The 21,817-nt window shown below is 64.3% G+C and carries 14 protein-coding genes and 2 pseudogenes; 6 read left to right on the forward strand and 10 right to left on the reverse strand.

Annotation, left to right across the window (positions count from 1 at the left end; translation table 11 throughout):
* From SPI01S_RS22925 to SPI01S_RS20655, 3 genes are all read left to right on the forward strand, one after another.
* Positions 1 to 189, forward strand: a 189-nt coding sequence (locus SPI01S_RS22925; protein WP_218017642.1) for a hypothetical protein, incomplete at its 5' end; no start/stop codon positions are given.
* Between the two features lie 93 nt (positions 190 to 282).
* Complete coding sequence (locus SPI01S_RS20650) at positions 283 to 783, forward strand: RNA polymerase sigma factor (RefSeq protein ID WP_245653715.1); 501 nt, start codon at positions 283 to 285, stop codon at positions 781 to 783.
* Positions 776 to 1,783 carry a FecR family protein gene (locus tag SPI01S_RS20655; RefSeq protein ID WP_169804557.1) on the forward strand — a complete coding sequence of 336 codons (1,008 nt, stop codon included), beginning with the start codon at positions 776 to 778 and terminating at the stop codon, positions 1,781 to 1,783. Before SPI01S_RS20650 ends, SPI01S_RS20655 begins: the two co-directional genes overlap by 8 nt.
* Before the next feature lie 147 nt (positions 1,784 to 1,930).
* On the opposite strand, the gene SPI01S_RS22510 is transcribed toward SPI01S_RS20655, so the two are convergent.
* The 5 genes from SPI01S_RS22510 to SPI01S_RS20675 all read right to left on the reverse strand — a co-directional run bounded on the left by SPI01S_RS22510 (position 1,931) and on the right by SPI01S_RS20675 (position 7,730).
* A complete protein-coding gene (locus tag SPI01S_RS22510; protein WP_157084818.1) occupies positions 1,931 to 2,200 on the reverse strand; it encodes a DEAD/DEAH box helicase family protein in 270 nt (89 codons plus the stop codon).
* 245 nt (positions 2,201 to 2,445) lie between these two features.
* On the reverse strand, positions 2,446 to 4,296 hold the full coding sequence (locus SPI01S_RS20660) for a DUF6055 domain-containing protein (protein ID WP_066727093.1): 1,851 nt from the start codon (positions 4,294 to 4,296) through the stop codon (positions 2,446 to 2,448).
* Between the two features lie 142 nt (positions 4,297 to 4,438).
* Entirely contained in the window at positions 4,439 to 5,653 is a 1,215-nt protein-coding gene (locus SPI01S_RS20665) for an ROK family transcriptional regulator (protein ID WP_066727096.1), read from the reverse strand.
* Positions 5,650 to 6,813 carry an MFS transporter gene (locus SPI01S_RS20670; protein ID WP_066727098.1) on the reverse strand — a complete coding sequence of 388 codons (1,164 nt, stop codon included), beginning with the start codon at positions 6,811 to 6,813 and terminating at the stop codon, positions 5,650 to 5,652. Before SPI01S_RS20670 ends, SPI01S_RS20665 begins: the two co-directional genes overlap by 4 nt.
* A gap of 20 nt (positions 6,814 to 6,833) precedes the next feature.
* On the reverse strand, positions 6,834 to 7,730 hold the full coding sequence (locus tag SPI01S_RS20675) for a DUF6528 family protein (RefSeq protein WP_066727100.1): 897 nt from the start codon (positions 7,728 to 7,730) through the stop codon (positions 6,834 to 6,836).
* 123 nt (positions 7,731 to 7,853) lie between these two features.
* On the opposite strand from SPI01S_RS20675, the gene SPI01S_RS20680 reads away from it, so the two are divergent.
* Together SPI01S_RS20680 and SPI01S_RS22930 are read left to right on the forward strand one after the other, a co-directional pair.
* Positions 7,854 to 10,580, forward strand: a complete 2,727-nt coding sequence (locus SPI01S_RS20680) for a TonB-dependent receptor (RefSeq protein WP_084253653.1) — start codon at positions 7,854 to 7,856, stop codon at positions 10,578 to 10,580.
* A gap of 944 nt (positions 10,581 to 11,524) precedes the next feature.
* Positions 11,525 to 12,259, forward strand: a complete 735-nt coding sequence (locus tag SPI01S_RS22930; RefSeq protein WP_157084819.1) for a TetR/AcrR family transcriptional regulator — start codon at positions 11,525 to 11,527, stop codon at positions 12,257 to 12,259.
* A 322-nt stretch (positions 12,260 to 12,581) separates the two neighbouring features.
* On the opposite strand, the gene SPI01S_RS20690 is transcribed toward SPI01S_RS22930, so the two are convergent.
* From SPI01S_RS20690 to SPI01S_RS20700, 3 genes and pseudogenes are all read right to left on the reverse strand, one after another.
* Positions 12,582 to 13,649, reverse strand: a complete 1,068-nt coding sequence (locus SPI01S_RS20690; protein WP_066727107.1) for an alkene reductase — start codon at positions 13,647 to 13,649, stop codon at positions 12,582 to 12,584.
* Positions 13,650 to 13,762: 113 nt separating this feature from the next.
* Complete coding sequence (locus SPI01S_RS20695; protein WP_066727109.1) at positions 13,763 to 14,170, reverse strand: winged helix-turn-helix transcriptional regulator; 408 nt, start codon at positions 14,168 to 14,170, stop codon at positions 13,763 to 13,765.
* Positions 14,171 to 14,465: 295 nt separating this feature from the next.
* A pseudogene (locus SPI01S_RS20700) lies at positions 14,466 to 14,896 on the reverse strand (tyrosine-type recombinase/integrase).
* Here SPI01S_RS20700 and SPI01S_RS23175 point away from each other — a divergent pair.
* Positions 14,797 to 14,998 (forward strand): annotated as a pseudogene (locus tag SPI01S_RS23175) (IS5/IS1182 family transposase); the annotation flags it as partial. The pseudogenes SPI01S_RS20700 and SPI01S_RS23175 sit on opposite strands and share 100 nt — an antisense overlap.
* A gap of 118 nt (positions 14,999 to 15,116) precedes the next feature.
* Here SPI01S_RS23175 and SPI01S_RS20705 read toward each other — a convergent pair.
* Entirely contained in the window at positions 15,117 to 19,271 is a 4,155-nt protein-coding gene (locus tag SPI01S_RS20705) for a beta strand repeat-containing protein (RefSeq protein ID WP_066727113.1), read from the reverse strand.
* 10 nt (positions 19,272 to 19,281) lie between these two features.
* Positions 19,282 to 20,913: a ShlB/FhaC/HecB family hemolysin secretion/activation protein gene (locus SPI01S_RS20710; RefSeq protein WP_066727115.1), complete on the reverse strand. Its 1,632-nt coding sequence runs from the start codon at positions 20,911 to 20,913 to the stop codon at positions 19,282 to 19,284.
* Positions 20,914 to 21,817: the final 904 nt, after the last annotated feature.

The raw sequence follows: 21,817 nt of genomic DNA on the forward strand, positions 1-21,817 counted from the left end.
ATCGCGCCCGCCGCAACGCTTGATGCCGCAGCCCATGTTGCGCTCGGTCGCCGGGCGAAGCTGGCGCTGGAGGCACAGAACCTTACCAACGCGCCCGTGATCCAGTATACGGATCGCGATGCTCGGAGACTGCTGGCGACGACGCACAGCGGGAGGGTGTTGAGCGCGGGGATTCGCTATGCCTTTTGAGGGCGATGCAAGGCAGGAGAGGGGGGATTGTCCCCGTTTTCGTGCGGCGCGCCTCTACACATTGGTGACGGCAGGGCCGGGACGATGCGCCTGATGGATGCTGCCGATATGCTGGCGGAACACCGGGCGCGGCTTACCGCCTATGTCCGTAAACGGCTTCGCGATCCGGAGCAGGCGGACGATATCGTGCAGGAGACCTTCGTGCGGGTGGTGGAACAGGAGCGCAAGCAGCGGATCGAACAGCCGCTCGCCTATGCATTTCGCGTGGCGGATTCGATCATTTTCGCCGGTTCGCGGAAAGGCGCGCAGACCGAACCCCTCGATGCCGAACTCGCCTGCGCACTGCCGCTGCCGGAGGAGGTGCTGGACTATCGTCAGCGGCTCGCCCGCTTCGAGGCGAAGCTGGCAGATCTTCCAACGCTGCGCCGCACGGTGTTCGTGAAACGCCATCTCGATGGCAAGACCCGCGCCGAGATTGCCGAGGAAATGGGGTTGAGCCTGGAAGCGGTGAAGAAGCATCTGGTGCGGGCGATGATCGACTTGTCCGAGTGCGGCGATCTCGATGGCGTTAAAGGCGGCGCGGCGCGTGATTGACGCCCAGGCCCTGGGAACCGCCGCCGACTGGGCGGACCGGATCGACGAACTTGACGCCGCTGAACGGCAACGGCTGATCGTATGGTTGAACGAATCCGAGGAAAATCTTCGCGCCTTCACCCGGATGCACGATCTGCTGCGGGATCCGGCGCTGCTTGAGGTCCTGCAGGCACCGGCAACCGTCACGCCGTCATTGGCGGAAGTGGTACCACCGCGGCGGCGGAGCGACCGTCGGCCGCGTTCGGCGCTCCAGCGCGTGCGGGGTATGCGGGCCGCTGCCGTTGCGGCAGCACTTGCTGCCGTCGTGTCTGTTCCGTTGCTCTGGCGCCAAACTGCGCCGCCCGCAGCCAAGATGGAGGCCAGGGCGGGTACGCTGCTCGACAGCGCGGTGGGCAAGCGCGCGATCGTGCGCCTGCGCGATGGTTCGGTGATGACGCTGGACGCGGCCTCCGCGGTGCGCGTCGCCTTTGCGGCAAAGGCCCGAACCCTTTCGCTGGAGCGCGGCGCGGCGCGGTTCGAGGTGGCGCACGATGCCGGCCGGCCTTTCTCGGTGCAGGCGGCGCACGCACGATTCACGGCGCTCGGTACCAATTTCAGCGTCGACCAACTGCCTGGCGCCGTCGAGCTGCGCGTCTATCGCGGCCGGGTGCGGGTCGACCAGCCGGGACGAGCGCCGATCGTCGTGACTGGCGGCGAATGGGCAAGCGTGGGTGCGGAGCCCCTGAGCGTTCGGCGTTTCGACCCCAAGGAGCCGAGCTGTCTCGATTCATTTTGGCTCAGCGCCGACGGCATGCGCCTCGATGCCGCGCTTGCACATATCGGCCGTTACAGCGCGGTGCCGATCCGACTTGCTGATCCATCCATGGGCGCGACGCGGCTGAGCGGTCGCTTTCGGCTCGACACGCCGGAAAAGAGCGCCGCGCTGATCGGTGCGCTGGTGGACCTGGAGCTCCAGCGGCAGGGCGGTGCGATCGTCCTGGGGGCGCCGAAAGGCCGTTGAGGGGCAGCTAACGCGCACCGAGGCATCATGCCTCGGTGCGGCGGTCCTGCAGCAGTGGCACGTTCCAGCGTGGTGATGCGCTCCGAACATATCTCGCGCACGACGCGGCCGAGTACTTCCGCCTGTTCACCGAGCGAAGTCAGCGCCTCAGTATTGTTGCCCCTCTCGTATGCTCCGTAGAGCAATACCATGGGGAGGGTGATCGCCCAGCTTGTGCTCGCGAAGGCGCCGGGAGGCGACGTTGAGCGCAGCCGTTTTTTTCGCCACGAACAGCACCGTTTTGCCGATGCCAAAGCAATTGGCGATCATGTTGGCGATGGTCTGGCTCTTGCCCGTACCGGGTGACCCGACGATGACGAAGTCGCGGCCTTCTGCAGCTGCAAGACTGGCTGCGGTCTGCGAAGAATCAGGCGGCAACAGGCTGATGACATCCGCTGGCGCATATACCTGATCGAGATGGATCGCCGCCGAATGAACGCCGGCTACTCAGTTGCTCCGAACGTCATTGAGGAACCGGTCGACGACAGAGCGCCGCGACCGGCTCCCCGGCAACTACATCGTCCGCGCCGCGTCGCTAGCGGTTACGTTACCGTACCCCGCCCAACGCTACGTCGTTCTTTCTGCCACAGCCGTCTTCGACCGATGCCCGATCGGAATCACCGCTAGTAGCGGCAGGCGATTGCTCCATCGTTGTGGCCATTGGTGTTCCAGTTGAGGTCCTGACCGTCGCTTCCCGTATAGGAGTTGCATACCAGCACCGACCCGGCGAGCGGCGTCGCACCCGTGATCTTCACCTTGTAAGGGAAGCGATTCGGCGTGATCGTCGGCGTATCGCCTTCCCATCCAAGCGGCTGGTAGAAATACGGCGTGGCGGTCACCGCGAGCTGATACGTCTTGCCGGCCTTTACCGGCAACGAGACGGTCGCGTTCCCATTGCCGTCGACCTTGCCAAGCGCGCTGTAGACCGGCTGATAGTCGCTGCCGAACTCGACGATGGCGAACCGCCAGCTCGAATTGGCAACCGGTGGCACGCCGGTGAGCTTGACGCTGACCGTAGTTGCGCCGCTCGCAATCGTCAGCGGGACGATGTGCGTACCGAACTCGTATAAGGGCCTCTCCGCCGGCGACTCATAGTTGCCGGCGCTGCCGCTGGCCTTCAACGGAACGTAGCGCTTGGCGATAGCGGGATGATGGAACAGGTCGAGGTAGAATTTCTGCTTCTGGAAATCACCGGTCACCAGTCGAGCGCCGAACATGCCGACGAAATCCGCGAAGGAGCGCCAGCCATTGGGCCAGGCCCCGGATGCAGTGCCGAGCCGTACCAGCGCCTCCCAATAATCTTCCCGAGAAGCACCGTTCGAATCCCGGAGATTGTTGGTCCAGATTTTCCACACAAGATCGCGTGTAGCGTCGTTGTCGTGCACCGCGGTGATTAGCGGCCAGGAACCATAGCGCATGCCGGACCATACCGGCCCCACTTCGAGATTGCTGAGATATCCCGGCAGCGCAAGCTCCATGTTGGGCGTCAGCGCGTCGGAATTCCACTGTGCGGCCGTCTCCCAGGCGGGGCCGGCGGTCGGACGGTCGCGAAGGCCACCGGTGTAGAAGGAGATCGAGTGGGAGAACTCGTGCATCATCGTCGGATCGCCCGCCTGGAGCGGAATCGCGCTCATCCAGGCGGCATCGCTGGCGCTGCCGCCGCAATTATCGGTGTCTTGCGCGAGAAACGGTAGCCCGGTGCCGCAGATATAGATGTTAAACTTCTTCGGCGAAGCGCTCGTTGCGTAGGGCATCGGTGCCTTCAGGAGCGTATCGTCGAGCTGCCATACCCGTTCAGCCCAGTCGCCGGCTCGCTTCACGAACGTATCCCAGGCGATTTTGTTATCGCGGGTCCAGGTATAGCTGAATGCGTCGGTCTTTACCCCGTACCACAACGAGAAATGCTGGGTATGCAGAACCTTGATTGTGCCGTTGTTGAGTTGGGCTTGGGTTGCGCGATCTGGTTCGAAGAAAACGGCATAGCTTTTCGGATCTGTAACCAACGGATGCTTCGCCATTTCGGCGTTGATGACATCGACATCGGACGCGGAGAAGGATTGCGCTTGGAACTGGCGGCGGCACCCGTTCGCCAGTTCGAGCACGACGGCCCGCTTCGCCTGGGGCGTGTCATCACCATAGGCGACGACCAGTCGCGCCTGGAAAGGCGCACCCGTCGCCCGACCCGGATCGTAGAAGGTGTAAGTGCTCGCATCGCTGTTGGTGGGGGTCCAGGTCCGAAGCTGCCCGGCGCTGCCCCAGGGAAGATAGGCGGACTGGGTCTGGCAGGCGGGGCTCGCCGTAACCAGCGCCGGCCCCTTGGCGGCGAGCAGGTTGGTCGCAGCGTCGCCGCTGCCGCGATCGGCCACGAACACCGCGCCATTGCGCCCAGGGGAAGTTGGAACTGTGGCCAGGTAGGAGACCGTGCCGACGGTTGCCAACCCCAGCGAGATCTTGCCGATGCTCAACAGCTTCATACATCCCCCCACAATTGTAGATAGTATACAATGATACGATCGTGGGTCGTGAGTCAAGCCTTGTCCGCCCGCCGGGTAATCCCGGCCCGAAGACGATAGGTTTCTGCGCTTCGCAGTCACCCCGGGCTATGGCTTCTGCGCGTTATTCGGACACGGATTCACGGTGGGAAGGCTGATGTTTGTCCACGGAACGAGCGTTGTTCTCCGGATCGAAAAAGGCTGCGCGTAGTGGAAGGGTTGCAGCGCCAATGGCTGCGGCATCGCCGTCGATCGCCGATGCCATGATCCATGGCGATGGCCGGTGGCAGCCGCGGCGTTCCGGGTTGATGAGAACGATGCGTTCGATCATGCGGCGTGCCAGGGTAGCAGGAAGGCGCCCGCCCAGGACGATCATGTCAGGATCTAGCGTGGCGGAAATGGCAGACGCTATCAGGTTAACCGAGGGCATCACGGTATCGAGCCATCCCTCGACCGAGGGATGATCGGGATCGAACCGAGCGAGCATTGAATGGATATCGGGATAGGCCATGCCTGCCCCCGCGAAGGTCTCACGCAAGGTTTCCAGATTGGGCTGCGGCCAGCCGGTCGGCAGGATCGACGCGAATTCGCCGGCATTGCCGTTCCGCCCCCTGAGGGGGCGGCCTGAAGCCATCACTCCACCGCCGAACCCTGCCGAGAAATAGAGATAGGCGAAATCTGCGGTGGTTCGGCCATGGCCAAGCATGGTTTCGCCCAGCGCCGCGACGTTCCCGTCATTGTCGATCCAGACCTTTTCACCGAACGCGTCGGCCAGCACCCTGTCTAGCGGGATCAGCGCCCAGGGATCGAGCAGTCGTGGCGGATTGAGCCGGGCGCCATCGCCGATGAAATAGCCGGTGACGCCAAATCCGATCCCGACCAGCGCGGCCCGGTCCCAGCCTGTATCGGCGATGGCGGCGTCGAGCATCTGCCGGATCTGCGCGCAGGCCGGAACGATCGCGGCATCGGCGAGCCGTGCGCTACGGCTGGCGGCGATGGTGCCGGCAAGATCCAGCAGCACCAGCGACACCGCGTCGGTCATCACCGATACGCCAGCCGAAAAGGCTGCGGCTCCGTTCAGCGTCAGCTTGGCGCTCGGCTTTCCCCGACCGGCGACGATCGGTGCGGCTTCGTTGAGCAGATCGCGGGCGAGGAGCGGTTCGACAAGGCGGGTGATCGAATGTGGTGCGAGTCCCGTCAGCCGCGCCAGATCGGCCCGGCTTGCACCGCCTCTCCGCGACAGCAGGTCCATGACGACGCCTTCGTTTTCGGTCGCGGTGCGCCATCCATCGGCGCGCAGGAAACGTGTCGGGTAATCGCCCGCGGTGATGCCGGTCATGGCACGGACAAGCCGTCGCGCCGGAGCGAAGTCAAGCGCGGTGTCGCCAACAGTGCCGCGGTTGCGCAGGTGAGCCCGGCGAGGATGGCAAAACCCGCAAACGCATCGGGCGTAAAGGTCGGCACGCGCCCCAGCCCGCCGGCGAGCGCGAGGCCCGCCGCGCCCAGCGCGAGCTTGGAGGCCATGGTGTAGACGCCATAGCCGCGCGGTCCCTGCGCCAGCGCCGGCAACAGCGCCCAGCCGATCAGGTTGGTCGCCCCCATCGCCAGGCCGAGCAGCACCAGCATCGCCGGCGGCGCGCTCCACGCGAACCCGGCCGCGACGATCCCGGCGGTGAGATAGGCTCCAGCCAGGAGTGCCAGGCCGCGGCGCGGTGACGATCCCAGACGGATCGGGATCAGCGCCGCGGCGCTCCGCCCGACGATCAGCAGCACGAGGATCGTCGTCCCCTTACCGGCCGTCGGGACCATGCCATATGGCAGACCGGCGGGCATGTGGAGCAGTGCCTTGGCGAGTGCGCCCAGCGCGACGATGCCGATCACGTTGGCGGCCAGGAACCGCAGTGGCAGGCCGATCCACCGCACCCGTCCACGCTGTCGGTCCCGCAGCACGGACGGAAAAGCGGCCAGCAGTGGCAGCATTGTCGATCCGATCAGCAGCGCGGCACCGGCAATGCCCCACAGCAGATGCGCGGTCGCGACCCGACCCGACCCACTCACGCCCAAGGCTGCAGACACCGACGCGAGCGCGGTGCCTACCGTCCGAACCCGGGCCAGCCAGGTTGCACGTTCTGGGCTCCTCTCCCCGAGCCGTGTCATTAATGCGTTGTGCGGCACGTCGCAGCCAGCGTAGGCGACACGGAACACGAGCGTTGCGCCCAGTAATACGGCCAGGCCGTATGGAGCGAGCAGCACCGTCGCCGGAAAGCTCACCGCGGCGAGCACCAGCGCGCCGCCAGCCATCCTTGCGGCATGCTGTGGATTGCGCTCCAGCCAGATGCCGACGCCAAGATCGGCGAGCGCATTGGCGGCCAGCCCGGCAAGAAACAGCGCCCCGGCGAAGATCGGATCGACCCTGTAGACCGACACCAGCAGATACAGCGTCAGCAGATCGCTCGCCGTCCACAAGAGGCTCTTCCCGACATGGGCGATGCCGTACATCGCCCATGTCCGGCGCCAGCTCAACGGATCCAGCGGACCTTGTAGAGGTGCAGCTCTTCCACCGGCATCCGTACCGGGTCGCCGCCATCGGCCCGCGCGATCGTGAAGCCCTTCGCCCACCAGCTCTCCTCCGCCTGCACCCACGCCAGTCGTTCGCCCATCATCGTCACCGCCTTGACGCGCAACTTCGGGTTGAGCGCCGGCAACGGGGTAAAGGTGCCGGTAGCCGGTTCGCCCGCTTCCGGATCGAATGTCCAGACGCCATCGTCGGTGGTCACCAGATAGCGGCCATCGGGGCGGCGCGACAGGTCGTGGCCGTCCCGGCGCCCGGGCAAGGTCCAGCGTGCAGATTCGGCGAGGACGGGTGCGGACCGCGTGCCCGCAATGCCGAAGGCCTGGATCAGGTCATGCGACAGGACGAAGAGACGCGCGCGCGTCGCGTCCCATACGGCGCCATGGCCCGACGGCAGGGGCAACCGCACCAGCGGCGTCTCGCTCCGGGTCCGGTCATAGACCTCCAGCCGGTCCCCTTCGGGATTGATCGACAAGGCCACCGCAATCAGGCCACCGGGTAGCAGATCCGCCGAATGCGCCATCGGCGCGGTCGCACGGAACGTCACCCGACCGGTTGCGCGGTCGATCAGCACCACGCCCCCCGTCGACGCCGTGACCAGAATGCCGCGCGTGTCGTCGACCGGCTTGCAGTCATCGATATGCGCCAGCAGCGTCGTGCGATAGCTTGCCGGCAGGTCCGCCGCCTGGGCGGCGCTCCACCGCCATATTTCGACCGGTCGGCCATTCTCGATCCGGTATTCGCGGACCTGGTCGTCGCCGCAGGCATAAAGCCGCTGCGCTTCGATTCCCGGAGTCGGGATAGGCCCAATGGCTGCAAAGGCCATCATCATATTGATAAACATAGGAATTGATGTCCTGTCTGCTGGTCGTTGCCAGACGATTAGCCCGCCGTCATAAGTATGTCACCTATAGTGATTAAATGAGCTGGCACGTTTGATGCCTGTTCGATTAGGGGGGATACCACCATGACGCCGATTGCCCTGCGTAGCCTGTTGCTCGTTTCCAGCGCACTGTCCTGCATGTGGCTTCCCGGCGCGGCGCGGGCGCAGCAGACATCACCCGAGCGGGTGGCCGATGCCGCAGCCCAGCCATCGGTTGCCGAGGCCGACGACATCGTCGTCACCGGCGCCCGCCTGCAAGCCGCGCGCGAGATCGAGGCGAAGCGGACCATCTCGGTCATTTCAGACAGCATCAGCGCCGACGAGATCGGCACGCTTCCGGACTTCGGTCTGGGTGAGGCACTGGCTCGCGTACCCGGCGTCTCGACGATCCAGAACAATGCGCGCGGCGAAGCGCAGTTCCTGTCGATCCGCGGCCTCAATGCCGATTACAACCTCGTCGAGATCGACGGCGTGCCGCTGCCGGCGAACGAGGTGGGACGGCGCAACGTCTCGCTCGACGTGATCCCGTCGTCGCTCGCGAGCCGGGTCGAGGTCTACAAGTCGGTCAACGCGTCGATGAACGGCAATGCGATCGGCGGTATCGCCAATCTGCGGACGCGCAGCGCCTTCGACAATGGCGGCAAGCCGTTCGTGGGCGGCCGGTTCGACATTGGCAAATATGATTTCGAACGGACGCGGGGCAAGGAAACCCCGTCCGGCCAGGCCGAGGTCGTCGCGTCCACCACCTTCGGGCCGGAGGGCAAATTCGGCGCCGTGGTATCGGGCAGCTATTTCCGTCGCGATTCCGCCTCACTCAACTCGGCAACCGACAATTACCTCTACATCGATCCCACGACCGGCAGTCGCCTCGTCTCGCCGACCAACGACGTGTCGAACGCGCTGGTCGCGCCGGATCGTCGGCGCTGGCTCCATTACGACAATCTTCGCCAGCGGTACGGCGTGTTCGGCAAGCTCGAGTTCGACGATCACCAGATGTTCAAGGCGGCTTTCACGCTGGCCGATTTCCGGCACAAGAACGACGAGGAGCGTCAGTCCAACGCGATCATTGCCAACACGGGCGTGACCACCGCGACCAACCGCTACACCAATTTCAGCAATGTCACTGGGGCCGGTGGATCGGTGTCGAACGCCAACGCGCAGGTCGATCTGGCCGGATATGCCCAGCAGCGCCGCGTGCGCTACGGCGATTTCCATGCCGATCTGTCGCCGGGTAGCGGCATCCGTGCCGATCTCGGCGTCAACTACGCCATCTCCACCTATCGGCAGGATGCGACCTTCGCCACCTACCGTATCGCGAACACCAGCAGCCTGGCCTATACCTACACGCTCACGCCGGGCGACTTCACGCGGTTCACGCCGGCCAATGCCGGCTACGCCTTCGATCCCGCGAACTATCGCCAGTTCGAATATGGCACGGCGACCGACGACAATCGCGAACGCGCGCTGACCGCGCAGGGCAATTTCGGCGTCAACAACCAGGCGGAGGATCGCGGGTTCGGCATCCAGACGGGTGCCTATGCCCGGTTTCTCAAGCGTCGGTACGACTATACCGTCCTCAACTATCGCCCGCTCGCCACGAGCAATTACCTGCTGTCGTCGGTCGACGATGCCGATGCCCGCTATTCGCCGTACAATAGCGGCGGACAGCCGTTGCTGTTCGTCGATCCGAAGGCCGCGGCCGCCTTCTACGCTGCCAACGCCGCGGGTTTTGCCCCGAACAGCGCGAATGCGGTGGGCAGCCTGACCCCCGATTACAACCTGGGTGAGGACATCGTCGCTGGATACGTGATGGGACGGTTCGCAACCGAAGCGATCGAACTGACCGCCGGCGTGCGGTACGAACATACCGATCTGCGGACCGGTTCGGTATCGGGCGCTACGCGAAACAACGTCACCACTTACACCTACGCCCAACAGGACCAGCGTTACGGCTATTGGCTGCCCTCTGCGCAGGCGAACTGGAACGTGACCGATCACCTGAAGGTGCGCGCAGCAGCAAACCGTACGCTCGGCCGCCCCAATTACGACGACCTCGCCGCGCGCGAGGTCGTGTCGATCGCCGGCCAGACCGATGGCGGCGGACGCACGATCACCAGCGGCAATCCCGGCCTGAAGCCGCGCATCGCCGACAATTACGACCTCAGCGTCGAATTCTACGCCAATCGCGACATTCTGTTTTCGGCCGGACTGTTCCTCAAGGATATCCGGAACGAAATCCTGACGGTCCGCAACCAGGCGACGGAGACCGTGGATGGCCAGCCGACGCTGGTCACCCGGATCCAGCCGGTCAACGCATCCAGCAGCCGGGTGAAGGGCATCGAACTGAACGCGGTCGTATCGCGGATGCGCTTCCTGCCGGGGCCGCTCGACGGGTTTGGCCTGTCTGCCAATGTCACGCTGCTCGACCCGACCCCGCCGACCGTCACGCTGGCGGACCGGGTGACGACGCGCCGCCTGACCAACCTGTTCGAAAGCGCGAACACGGTCGCCAACGTCAAGCTGTTCTACACCACCGGTCCGCTTCAGCTTCAGGGCGCGTGGAACCACTTGTCGCCGATCCTTTTCTCGGTATCGACCACGGACCCGTTGCAGGACCGCATCTATGCCGCCAGCGACCTGTTCGACGCGCAGGTCCGGTTGACGCTGAACCGCCATTTGACCGTCGTCGCACAGGGCAAGAACCTGACCGACTTCCGCCCGCAGCGCCTGTTCGGACCGGGATATGGGTTGCTGCGCGAGGAGATCGACAACGGTCGCGCCTTCTACTTCGGCGGGCTGGTCCGGTTCTGATGCGCGGCGCGATCGTCTTGCAGTTGATAGCGTTGTCGACGCCGGCATCGGCGTTGGCACAGGGATATCTTTCGGGACCGGGCGTGGCGCTGGAGCAAGTGCTGCCGCCCGCTCCGACAACCGGGGTTTGTCGAGGACAAGGCAGACCGGGCCTCCTTCCGCGCGACGCGCGCACTGGAAGGATCGTCGCGCTGGCGACAGGCGATAGGCGATGCGGACGAAGCGATCCCGCGATGCTCGCGGACTTTACGGCTGCGGCCGGTCGCTCCCTGTCGCCAACCACGACACCGGCGCTGGCTCGTCCCTAGCCGCCGCGCAACTGGAATGACGGCCCCTCACCCGATCAGTTTCTTGCGCGACCGGCTCGACGCGATGAAGATCGTGCGCTGTGCTGATCTCTCCGCAATCAAGGAGGGAGGAAACGTCGAGGAGGCCGCCGTCATTCTCGCGCGTCAACTATGGCAGTGGCGGAGGCGGCATGAAGCCCGCTTCCTGTAAACGGATCCCAGAATGGCTGGTGTCGGCATAACCGGGCATTACCAGTCGCGGCGGCGACCGGCAGCGAAGTCCCACGGTCGGTCGACCTCGCGATCAGGTTCGACCTCAGAAATGGCGGCTTTCCAAGCTCCACCCATCAAGGAGCCGAGCAGGCGAATCTCCTAGGTGAGGATCATTCTAACTGCTCAAGACGCATCACATCCTGCCGCTAAAGCAACCAGAATGTGTGGGACCAATTGTGGGTTGCCATCAAGCCAAACCGCCCAAAAGGGCGATATTTCGCCATTTTCTGCTTGAAAATGGTGACCCCTACGAGAATCGAACTCGTGTTTTCGCCGTGAGAGCGTGCGCTTGAAAAGCGTAGCGCGCGACGGTCGTGAGAGAAGCGGCCCGGCGGCTCGCGACCAGACCCGGTCGTTCAGCGCCGCCCCAGCGAACGTCCGGTCGTGACTGAAGCTGCCGATCGGGCTGATCGAAGCGATTTCCTTTGCCACCGTTCAAAGGCCCTGAGCTTGCTCTTGAAAGCTGATCTCGAGCGTATCGCACGCTATTCTATGACCCGGCCGATGCGGACTTTCGCCCTCGATAGTCCGGCGTGCCGATGTTTCTACGTCGATGCGAGAATGGTACATCGGGGCATGTCGGAACATCACTCCTCGAGCACCCGGCGGCTATCCAGCACCGAGACAGCCATCACGGATGCATTCCACGCCTTAGCGCTCGGAAAGCGGTACGGTGCGATTCGCGTGGTCGACATCATCAGCCATGCCGGCGTGGGAAAATCCACATTCTACGAGCACTTCAGTGGGAAGGACGATGTCCTTCTGTCGGCCATGCAACCAATCCTGCTGACGCTCGCCACCGCTGCGTCGGGGCGTGCAGCGCGTTCATACGTTCGACCTGTGATCGAGCATCTCTGGGAACGACGATCTGTCGCAAGACCGATCATTGATTCGACAGCGGCTTCGATCCTCCAGCGTCGCTTGGCGGATGCCATAGCCAGACATGGCGGCAGGTGGGCCGGCGCTGGGGACACTCCCCTTTTCGCGGTTGGCATTGCAGCGGCCCAACTGTCGATGCTGCGCTGCTGGCTGGCGGGTCACGTAACTGCCACGGTCGACATGATGACCGACCAACTGATCGCCTGCTCCCGGCTCAGGAACGGTAATCTGACCTTATAAGCGGGAGACACGAGAAGCTCCCGATTTTCGGAACACTATCGTTGTCGGGGGCCAGGTTAGTCCGGCAGCAGTCGACCCGTTCAAGACGTTCATGTCCACCGAAGCGAACGTCACCTTCTGACGGAACTGGTCGCACGCACCGCCGGCATTTCGGCCGGCAGACGCCGGATGTCACCGCTCAAGTGCAGATCGCCTTCCCAAAGCAGACATGTTCCGGGCAGCATGTGACAAAGGAAAGAGGTTGTGAAAACTCCGATCCCGCCGCTTCTCCCTGCATCTAAATTGGGGCGGCGGGATCGCAATGAAGCCTTGCCGGAAGGACTCAGCCGAGGGGCGGGTAGTCTGTGTAGCCTTGCTCGCCGCCGACATAGTAGCTCGATGGATCGGAGGGCGCCACGGCGGCACCGCTACGGAAGCGTTCAGGGAGATCAGGGTTGCTGATGAAGAGCGTTCCAAAGGTCACGGCGTCAGCCAGTCCCGTCGCAATCGCCTGTTCGCCACTTTCACGGTCATATCCAACATTCGCGATGAACAGGCCGGAGAACCGCTTTCTCGCTTCGGGCGCCAGCCGCTTGAGGCCGTCAGGAAGCTGGGCCGGCTCCATGAAGTGAAGCAATCCCACCTTCCTGGCCTCCAGAGCCTCTACAGCGAACATATACGTGCTTTCCAGGTCGCTATCGCCCATGTCGTTATAAGGTATCCTCGGTGAAAGGCGGACCGATACCCGGGACGGGCCAAAGACCCGGATAGCGGCGTCGGTCGCTTCCAGCAGGAAGCGGGCGCGGTTTTCGATGGGTCCGCCATAGGCGTCGGTTCTTTTGTTGGGACCGTCTTCGAGGAACTGGGCAGGCAGATACCCATTGGCACCATGCACCTCCACGCCGTCGAAACCGGCGGCTTTGGCTGCGCGTGCGGCCGCCTCATAGTCTTGGATTGTGCTGCGGATTTCCTCAAGGGTCATTGCTCGGGGAGTGACGGTCGGCTTCGGGCCATCGGGCGTAAAGGCCTGGCTGTTGAAGGGCACCGCCGATGGCGCAACAGGCAGGGCTCCGTCATGGAAGTCCGGATGCGACGCGCGGCCCGTGTGCCAGAGTTGCGCGAAGATGAGGCCGCCGGCGTCGTGCACGGCCTGGGTGACCTTTCGCCACCCTTCGATCTGTTCGGGGGTGTGGATCCCGGGTGTGTTGGTCCAGCCGATCGCTTGCTCGCTGATCTGCGTACCTTCCGAAATGATGAGGCCCGCGGTGGCGCGTTGCGCGTAGTAGCGCGCGGTCAGATCGTTCGCGACGCGGTCAGGGTTCCGACCCCTCGTCATGGGAGCCATGAAGACACGATTTTTGAATTCGAACGTTTCGGTCTTCAGCGGGCTCAGCAGTTTCAGATCGGTCATTTGACACTCCAGTAAATCTGGACGTGTAGGTATATATTGTAGACTTGGTGTCAATTAGGCACCGTTTGTCGCCTTGGTAGGGCTGAGGAAACCTACTCCCGATCTGCCGAAATTTACTCCGCGGGTTTCCCCAGCTGAATGCCACTAAAGGTGTCGTCCGATTGTCGAGCGTCAAAGGCTTCGCGTGCAGCATCGACGTCTGCGAGGTTTTCCAGCGTCCACTGGTGCAACTCGCTAAGCGGCTTTTGCAGAGTGCGACCCAGTGCAGTGATCTCGTACTCAACCGCTACCGGCGACAGCGAAACGACACGGCGGGTGACCAACCCGTTCCGCTCAAGCCTGCGCAGACACTGCGTCAGCGCCTTCTGACTAACGCCCTCCAGCCGCCTGCGAATCAGGTTAAACCGATGCGGCTTTTCGGACAGAACCGCCAGCACCATCGCCGACCACTTGTCGGCGATCTGGTCGAAGAGACCCCTGCTCGGGCAGTCCGACGAGAAGCAGATCGATTCCAATTCCATGGCGGATTGCACCTATCAATTACGCAGAATGGGCTTCGTAGGCACCTTAGTATAACATGTAAACTTGGCGTCAGGGTTTCGCCCGCACGTAAAATGTCCAACTTGCTGCCAAGATTGGGGCTGGAACGGATATATCGCCGTGCTCCAGCGATGCCGTAAGCTCAAAGCTGCCTGCGTCATTCGCAAGAACGTCAACTCTTGCTGGAAGCGGTCATTGAACTGGCAAGCAGCAAACGGCGGCTTCGTCCCCAGCGCCGTGAAGTCGGCCCCTCGCCGGAGGCGAGGAGCCGATGGGTCAGATTTCGGTGCTCTCAGCGAGAGCAAGCGCGTCTTCCACGTCAATCCCGAGATAGCGCACCGTATTTTCGATCTTGCTATGCCCGAGAAGGATCTGCACGGCACGGAGGTTGCCGGTCGCCCTGTAGATGATCGATGCCTTCGTCCGCCGAAGTGAGTGCGTGTTCGGATCTGCCCGCCGCTGACAAGGTCGCAGATCTTCAGCTGCACCAGGTCGCAGCCCCGCAATTTGCTGTCGATCGCCGGATCGAACAGAGCCCGAGCTCGCAGGCGGCGGCGCTGATTGAGATAGAATCGGATTGCCCAAATTTGCTTCGGTTTCAGCGCGCGCTTCGCGCCGACGGTTCCCGTGGCTGCGGCACCGCTTCGCCGACAGCGGTTATGCTGGCGATAAACTGCGCAATCGACTGGTCGGCATAGGCAGGGGATCAAGCACCGCAAACCGCAAAAGGATTTGAGATCCTATCGCGCCGCCGGGTCGTCGAGCGCAGCTTCGCCCTGCTCGGTCGATGCAGCCGCCTCGGCAAGGATTGAGAACTTCCATCGCATTTTCCGCCAACGATTCAGCACCGTCGCAATTCGCTCTAATCGCCGATTTGGCGACCATCGCCACCTGTTCGCGTTATCGTGTGCGGAACAGGATTCTTGGTTACCGGCACCCTGCGACGACGCACTCGACAGGAGTGGAGAGCAATGCTTCAACCGCTTGATCGGGTTTCGCGTCATCGACAAGAGGCAAACCGGGGGCTGCTAGCTGGTATGCGGCTTGCAACGCGAGGGCGATGCTTGCGGCATCCGTGTATGACACGGCATTGATGACCGTCAGAGCGCCGTCGCGATACGTGATATTGTAGTTTGCGAGGCCGGATCCGGAAGCATCCCTGCCAATGATTTTGTACAGGCCCGTGGTGGCCTCCGGCAGGACGCCGGGGCTCGTCATCAGAAGCGAAGACACGCCGTCTCCATTCACCAACCCGAATACGGTGAAGCCCTTGAGCTGGGCCCTAAAGCCAAACCGTTTGGTTTCATCCGCAGCCACGATCGTCAACGCCGCCGGGGTGACCGCCAGCGAGCCGCCGGTGTAGCCGATCGTGTAGTTCGCCAGGCCGCTGCCGAGGGCATTGGATGCGGTGATGGCGTAGTTGCCGACCCCGGCCGTCACGGGCGCACCGGTGCTGGCGAGGCTGACCGAGGAGACGCTGTCGGCATTGCGCAGGCCGGTAATCTGGTAGCCGCCAAGCGTGGTGGTCTGGCCATAGACCTTGGCGGCGTCGCCGGCGACGATGGTGAGCGCCGCTGGGGTTACCGCCAGCGTACCAGCGCTATAGCCGATCGTGTAGTTCGCCAAGCCGCTGCCAAGGGCATCGGACGCGGTGATGGCGTAGTTGCCGACGCCCGCCGTCACCGGCGCGCCGGTGCTGGCGAGGCTGACCGAGGAGACGCTGTCGGCGTTGCGCAGTCCGGTGACCTGATAGCCCGCGAGCGGGGTGGTCTGGCCGTAAATCTTGGCAGTGTCGCCGGCCACGATCGTCAACGCCGCCGGGCTTACTGCCAGTGTGCCGGCCGTGTAGCCGATCGTGTAGTTCGCCAAGCCGCTGCCCAGGGCATTGGACGCAGTGATGGCATAGTTGCCGACGCCCGCCGTCACCGGCGCGCCGGTGCTGGCGAGGCTTACCGAGGACACGCTGTCGGCGTTGCGCAGGCCGGTGACCTGATAGCCGCCGAACGTCGTGGTCTGGCCGTAGATCTTGGCGGCATCGCCGGCCGCGATCGTCAGCGCTGCAGGGGTGACGGCCAGTGTGCCGGCGGTGTAGCCGATCGTGTAGTTCGCCAAGCCGGTGCCGAGGGCGTCGGATGCGGTGATGGCGTAGTTGCCGACGCCTGCCGTCACGGGCGCGCCGGTGCTGGCGAGGCTGACCGAGGACACGCTATCGCCATTGAGCAGGCCGGAGACTTGGTAGCCGCCGAACGTGGTCGTCTGACCGTAGATCTTGGCGGCATCGCCGGCCACGATGGCCAATGTGGCAGGGCTGACCGACAATTGGCCCACCCCGAGAAGATCGAGCAGATAGCCCGACGTCGATGTATCCAGCGTTCCGGCCTGGACATCGATCGTATAGCCGCTGCTCACGCCCGCGGTGCTCGCGGCACCGGCGGATGACAGCGACGGCGCACCGCTGCCGACAACATTGGCGAGGCTGTCCCCGAGATAGGCGCCGGTGACGCCGGCCATCAGGCCGCTCGTCGAGAAATTGTTGGTGAGGTCCGCCGTCTCGCCATAAACCTTCGTCGCGTTAGTCGACGAAACCGAGAGCGTTGGCCGGAAGGCGAAGACATAGCGTTTGCCCGAAGCGCCGACGGTCGCGAACGCCGCCTTGTTCCAGATGGCGGTATTGCCGCTGTCGAGCCCGCCGAAACGGTGTGTGGCGGCCGGCGCGGCGAGGAACACCCGCCAGGCGCCGTCGGACACACTCAACGCACCCGCACCGGCATCGTTGAGGAAATTCCCGCCCGCCGCCAGCTCCGCGCTTGTCGCGGTGATGGTGCCCGTCAGGTTCAGGTCGGTCCCGCTGCTGGCGCGGAACGCCCCCGCGGTCACGGCGCCGAGCGTCAGCACGCCACCGTCGGCGATCGACGTGGTGCCGCCGGTGAGGGTCACCGCCTGGCCAAAATCGTTGCCGACCGTGGCGAGGGTGATCGCACCCGCGCCCGCATTGATGCTGCTGGTGCCGGTGACGCTCAGGCCGCTGGCAGTGGACTGGCTGATCGCCCCGCCGTTGCTGACCGCCTGCAGTGTGCCCGCTACCGTACCGCTACCGAGGTTCAGTGCGCCGTTGCTGGTCGCGGTCAGCCCGCCGGTGGAGAGCGCCCCCAGGGTGAGCGCGCCGCTGTCGACGATCTGCGTGGTCCCGCCGCTCAGGCTTACCGCCTGGCTGAAATGGTTGCCGCTGGTCACCAGCGTGATCGCGCCGCTGCCCGCTGCCACATTGCTCGTGCCGGTCACGGTGAGCGGGCTGCCGGCGGACTGGCTGATCGCCCCGCCGTTGCTGGTTGCCTGCAACGCGCCGGCCACGGTGCCGCTGCCAAGGTTGAGCGCGCCGGTGCTGGTCACGCTCAGATCGCCGGTGGCGAGCGTGCCCAGCGTAAGCGCACCGCCATCCACGATCTGGGTGGTGCCGCCCGCAAGGTTCACCGACGGGCCGAAATCATTCGCGGTTCGCGTGAGGGTGATCGCACCGCTGCCGGCGCTGACGCTCGCGATGCCGGAAACGGAAAGCGCGCCCCCGCTCTGGGTGATCGCGCTGTTGGTGGATGTCAGCGCCAGTGTGCCCGTTGCGCTGACATTGTGGCCAAGGGTGATGCCGCTGGCACCGGTGAGGCTCAGATTGGCGCCGGACAGCGACGCCTGGGTGGCAAGCGCGCCGCCGCTGGACAGCGTAAGATCGGCGGAGCCGGTGTTGATCGCGCCGGCGGGCAAGGTGAGCGTTCCCGCCGCGATGAGCGACAGCACGTTGTTGGCACCCAGGGTCAGCGTGCCGATCGACAGATTGCCATTGGCTGCCACCCGCAGCGCACTGGCAGTGGCGCTGAACGCGCCGCCAAACGTATTGCCGGCATTGGTCAAGGTCAGCGCGCGGCCGCTCATCGACACGCTGGTCGCGCCGCCGACCGTCAGCGCGCCGGACTGGACAAGCGCCGCGCCGTTGGTGATCGAGAAATCCCCGCCGACGTTCAAGGCACCCAGCGCGGCAAGCTGGTTGGCGCCGGTAAAGGCGGCCGCCCCGCCGATGCTGCCGCTCAGCGTGCCGGCGGTATAGACACCGCTTTGTTGCACGGCCCGGTCGGTGCTCACCGCAATGGCGCCACTGCCCACATTGACGCTGCCCCCACCGCCGATCCCGGTCTGATTGGCGCCGTTGGCGATAAGCGACACGCTGCCGTCGGCACCAGCCGAGATCGCCGAGGCGTTGATGACGCCGCTGTGGTTGATCAGCTGGTTGAACATGCCGCTTAAGGCGCGGGCCTGCAGCGATACGGTGCCGCCGCGCGCGAGAAGGCTGCCGCTGTTATCGACGGCCAGGACATCCAGCTGCAATTGCAGCGCCTTGTCCACGGCAACGGCGAACCCGCCGCTTCCGAAACTGAGCGTGACCTTGTCGGCGGCGACAAGGTTGATGGCGCCCCCCGTGGCGGTGATCGTGCCGCTGTTGGGCACTTTGCCGCCGATCAGCGAAACGCCGCCTGCGTTCGCGGTGATGGTCCCCGCGTTCGACATCAGCGCGACGGTGTTGCCGCCGGCATCGAGCACGTCATTGCCGGACATGAAATTGCTGGCACTGATGCCCAGGGTGCTGGCAACCAGGCCGCCGACATTGATGTTGGTGGTGCTGCCGAAAATCATGCCGTTGGTGTTGATCAGGAACACCTGACCATTCGAATTCAGATTTCCGAAGAGCTGGGTGGGATTGCCGCCCTGCACCAGGTTCAGGACCACCGCCGTCGACGAGGGCTGGTTGAAGGTGACGGTTGCCGCAGAGCCGATGTCGAACGACGACCAGTTCAAGGCCATGCGCGCAGACGTCTGGTCGATGGTGAGGGTTGCCCCGCTCGCCGCGTTGATCGTGCCGGTCCCCCCGGCAATGCTCCCCCCGGTCGGCAACTGCGTCGATGCGACCTGCGCCCGCGCGGCGGCTGGTGCCACTGCCGCGGCCAGCGCGATCACAAGGGCGAGCGGTGCGCGCCCGAAGGTCTTGCTGGTGGAGCGGCGGCGTGCGGACGGCGAGGGGCGCAAAATGGCATGCATGACGCGATCCTTAAAAGGTAAAGCCGAGGCCGGCCCAGATCTGGGCAGCGCGGTCGGTGTTCGGGTGGCGGCGCGTGGGTAGCGCCGCGGACAGGTTGAGCTGGACGCCCTGTTGATAGGGCAGCCGGAATTCGAGGCCGATCCCCGCTCCCTCGAAGATCGCCGGCAACGCCCCGAGCCGGCGATTCCGCGCGACGGGCGATACCCGGCCCCAATCGTAAAATGCCTGGACCGTCAGCAGATCGCCCCAGCTCCGCCCGGCAAAGGGCGACGCCGCCGATGCGAAGCCCGGCGCATCGACCTGATACTCCACCGTCGCCTGGACACCGCGATCCCCCAGCGCCGCCGAAAGGGTGGCCGAGCGCACGCTCGTCGGCCCGCCGATCGAGAATTGCTCGAGCGGCGGGAGCGCATCGTCGGTCACCTGGCCGTTGCCGCGGACGATCAGGCGATGGCCGGGCGCAATCCCCTGGATGCGCGATAGCGACCAGCGGCCGCTCCAGAACTGGCTTTCGTGCGGGCTGAAGATCACATTTGCCGAGGACGAACCGTCGTGAATCGCCCGGCGAAGGCCGATCTGCGCGAAATTGACGGCATGGCTTTTGCGCTGGTCTGCGCGGACGGCAAGGCCGGCATCGAGCACATCGAAACGATAGGAGGAGAGGCGCAGCCCAAGCCCGTCGAGCCGCGAGGTTTCGTGGATATAGCGGCCGGACGCCTGCACCTTCAGCGTCGGGCGATTGATGAACTTCCAGTCGATCCCGGCATAGGCTTGCGTGGTCGGACCATGGATATCGAGCGCGGCGAACGGCCCCGTCCGCAATTGCAGCTGGCTGCGCAGGAACCCCATAGTCGCGCTCAGGCCCGATGCGCGATCCAGCGGCAGGGTGTAGGATGCCGAACCCGCCCAGCTGTTGCTCGGTTTAACCGAATAGGCGAAGCTCGCCGCCAGCACATCGCCGATGCCCAGCGGGCTGTAGAGCGTGATCCCCGCCTCGAACCGATAGCGCCCGATCGTGTCGGTGCCATAGTTGCTGGTGCCAAGGCGAACGGCATAGGGCCGCGGATTGTCCTTGGCGACGATGATGATGTCGGTCTCGCCCGGGTTTGCACCGGCGGTGAGCATCGGCGAAATCGTCACCCCGGGAAGATCGCGCGCATACAGGGTCGCCTGTTCCAGCGAACGGCGCTGCAGCGGCTGGCCGACCAGCGGCCGCAGCGTCGCGGCGATGACGTCGTCGCGGTAGCGCTTGCTGCCCTGAACCTTGATCTGCCCGACCTTGCCTTCGAGGATGCGGAGGGTCAGCGTGCCGCCGGCCGCAATATCCTGCGGGGGCACGATGGCGGTGGCGACCATAAGGCCGGCGCGGCGATATGCCTGGGTCACGCTGTCCGCGACCGCCTTGATCTGCACGAAGCTGAGCGCGGCGGGCAGCGCGCCGTTCGCCTGGTCCCGAAGCGCGGCATCGGCGATGCGCTGGATGCTCTCGGCGGTGATGCCGATCTCCGGTCGCGGCTGGAGATCGAGGATGCGGATGGCGGATACCAGGATGCGGGTTTCCGCTGGCGCCGGCGCGGCGGTGCCGTGATTGTCCGCGTCGATCGTCTGGGCGGCGCAAGGCGCCGCGAGAACGGGTACCATAGCCGTGGCTACGGCTAAAAGTCGTGTAAGTACTTGCACTGCTTGCGTTTCCCCCAACCACAAGACTCTATCAGCAGCGATGCCAATGTGCCCTACGTGATTTCCCCTGCGGATGAGTAGACTGCTCGAATAGAAAATGCACGCAATCAAATTCCGGACTTACTTCAGAGGAGGGAAGAGTTTTCCTGAGGTGAAAGGCAAGTGCGATGATCAAGCAGCCACAACCGCAGCCGGGCTCAAGTGGGGGGGCTGCCCGATCAAGCGCCGCAGACAGGTATGGCAGCGAGTTGAAGTGCCTGCGGCGGGAGAATGCGGTCATCCGGCAGGAGCAGATTGTTACGATCGTGCGATACTCGAGACGTTCTTCCAGACGATCAAGTTTGAACTCGTCCGGTGTACAGTCTTCTATGCCCGTGACGACGCCGCTCACACCATTTCCAGCTATATCGACGGCTTTTACAGCCCTGTCCGGCGCCACTCCGCGCACGACTATATAGCCCCGCGCAGTTCGAACGAACTGCATCACGCAGAGCACATGCCTCTCCACTTTTACGGGGCAAGTCGAACGCGCTATGTCGGCTCTTGGCGAGACCTGCCGTTCAACGCGCGGCAGCCCAACGACCGCAACGTCCCACGTTCGGCCCTTCGGCTTCCGTACTCATTCCCGCTCCCTGACGAATCTGAGAGCGTTCAAAGCCGCAACCGCTCAGACTCGGACCGAGGCGTGCGCCCGCAACCACAGGAGTCCGGAGGGGTATATTTGACGTATATTTGACAAGTTTGCTGCTGATCCAGCTAAGCCATTGAAAAATGGCGCACCCGACAGGATTTGAACCTGTGGCCTCTGCCTTCGGAGCGATGTATCCGTCTCGCCTTCGCGAAGGGCTAGGCGCATTTCGACCTT

Origin of the sequence: Sphingomonas pituitosa NBRC 102491 (genome assembly GCF_001598435.1) — a bacterium.
Lineage (GTDB): Bacteria > Pseudomonadota > Alphaproteobacteria > Sphingomonadales > Sphingomonadaceae > Sphingomonas > Sphingomonas pituitosa.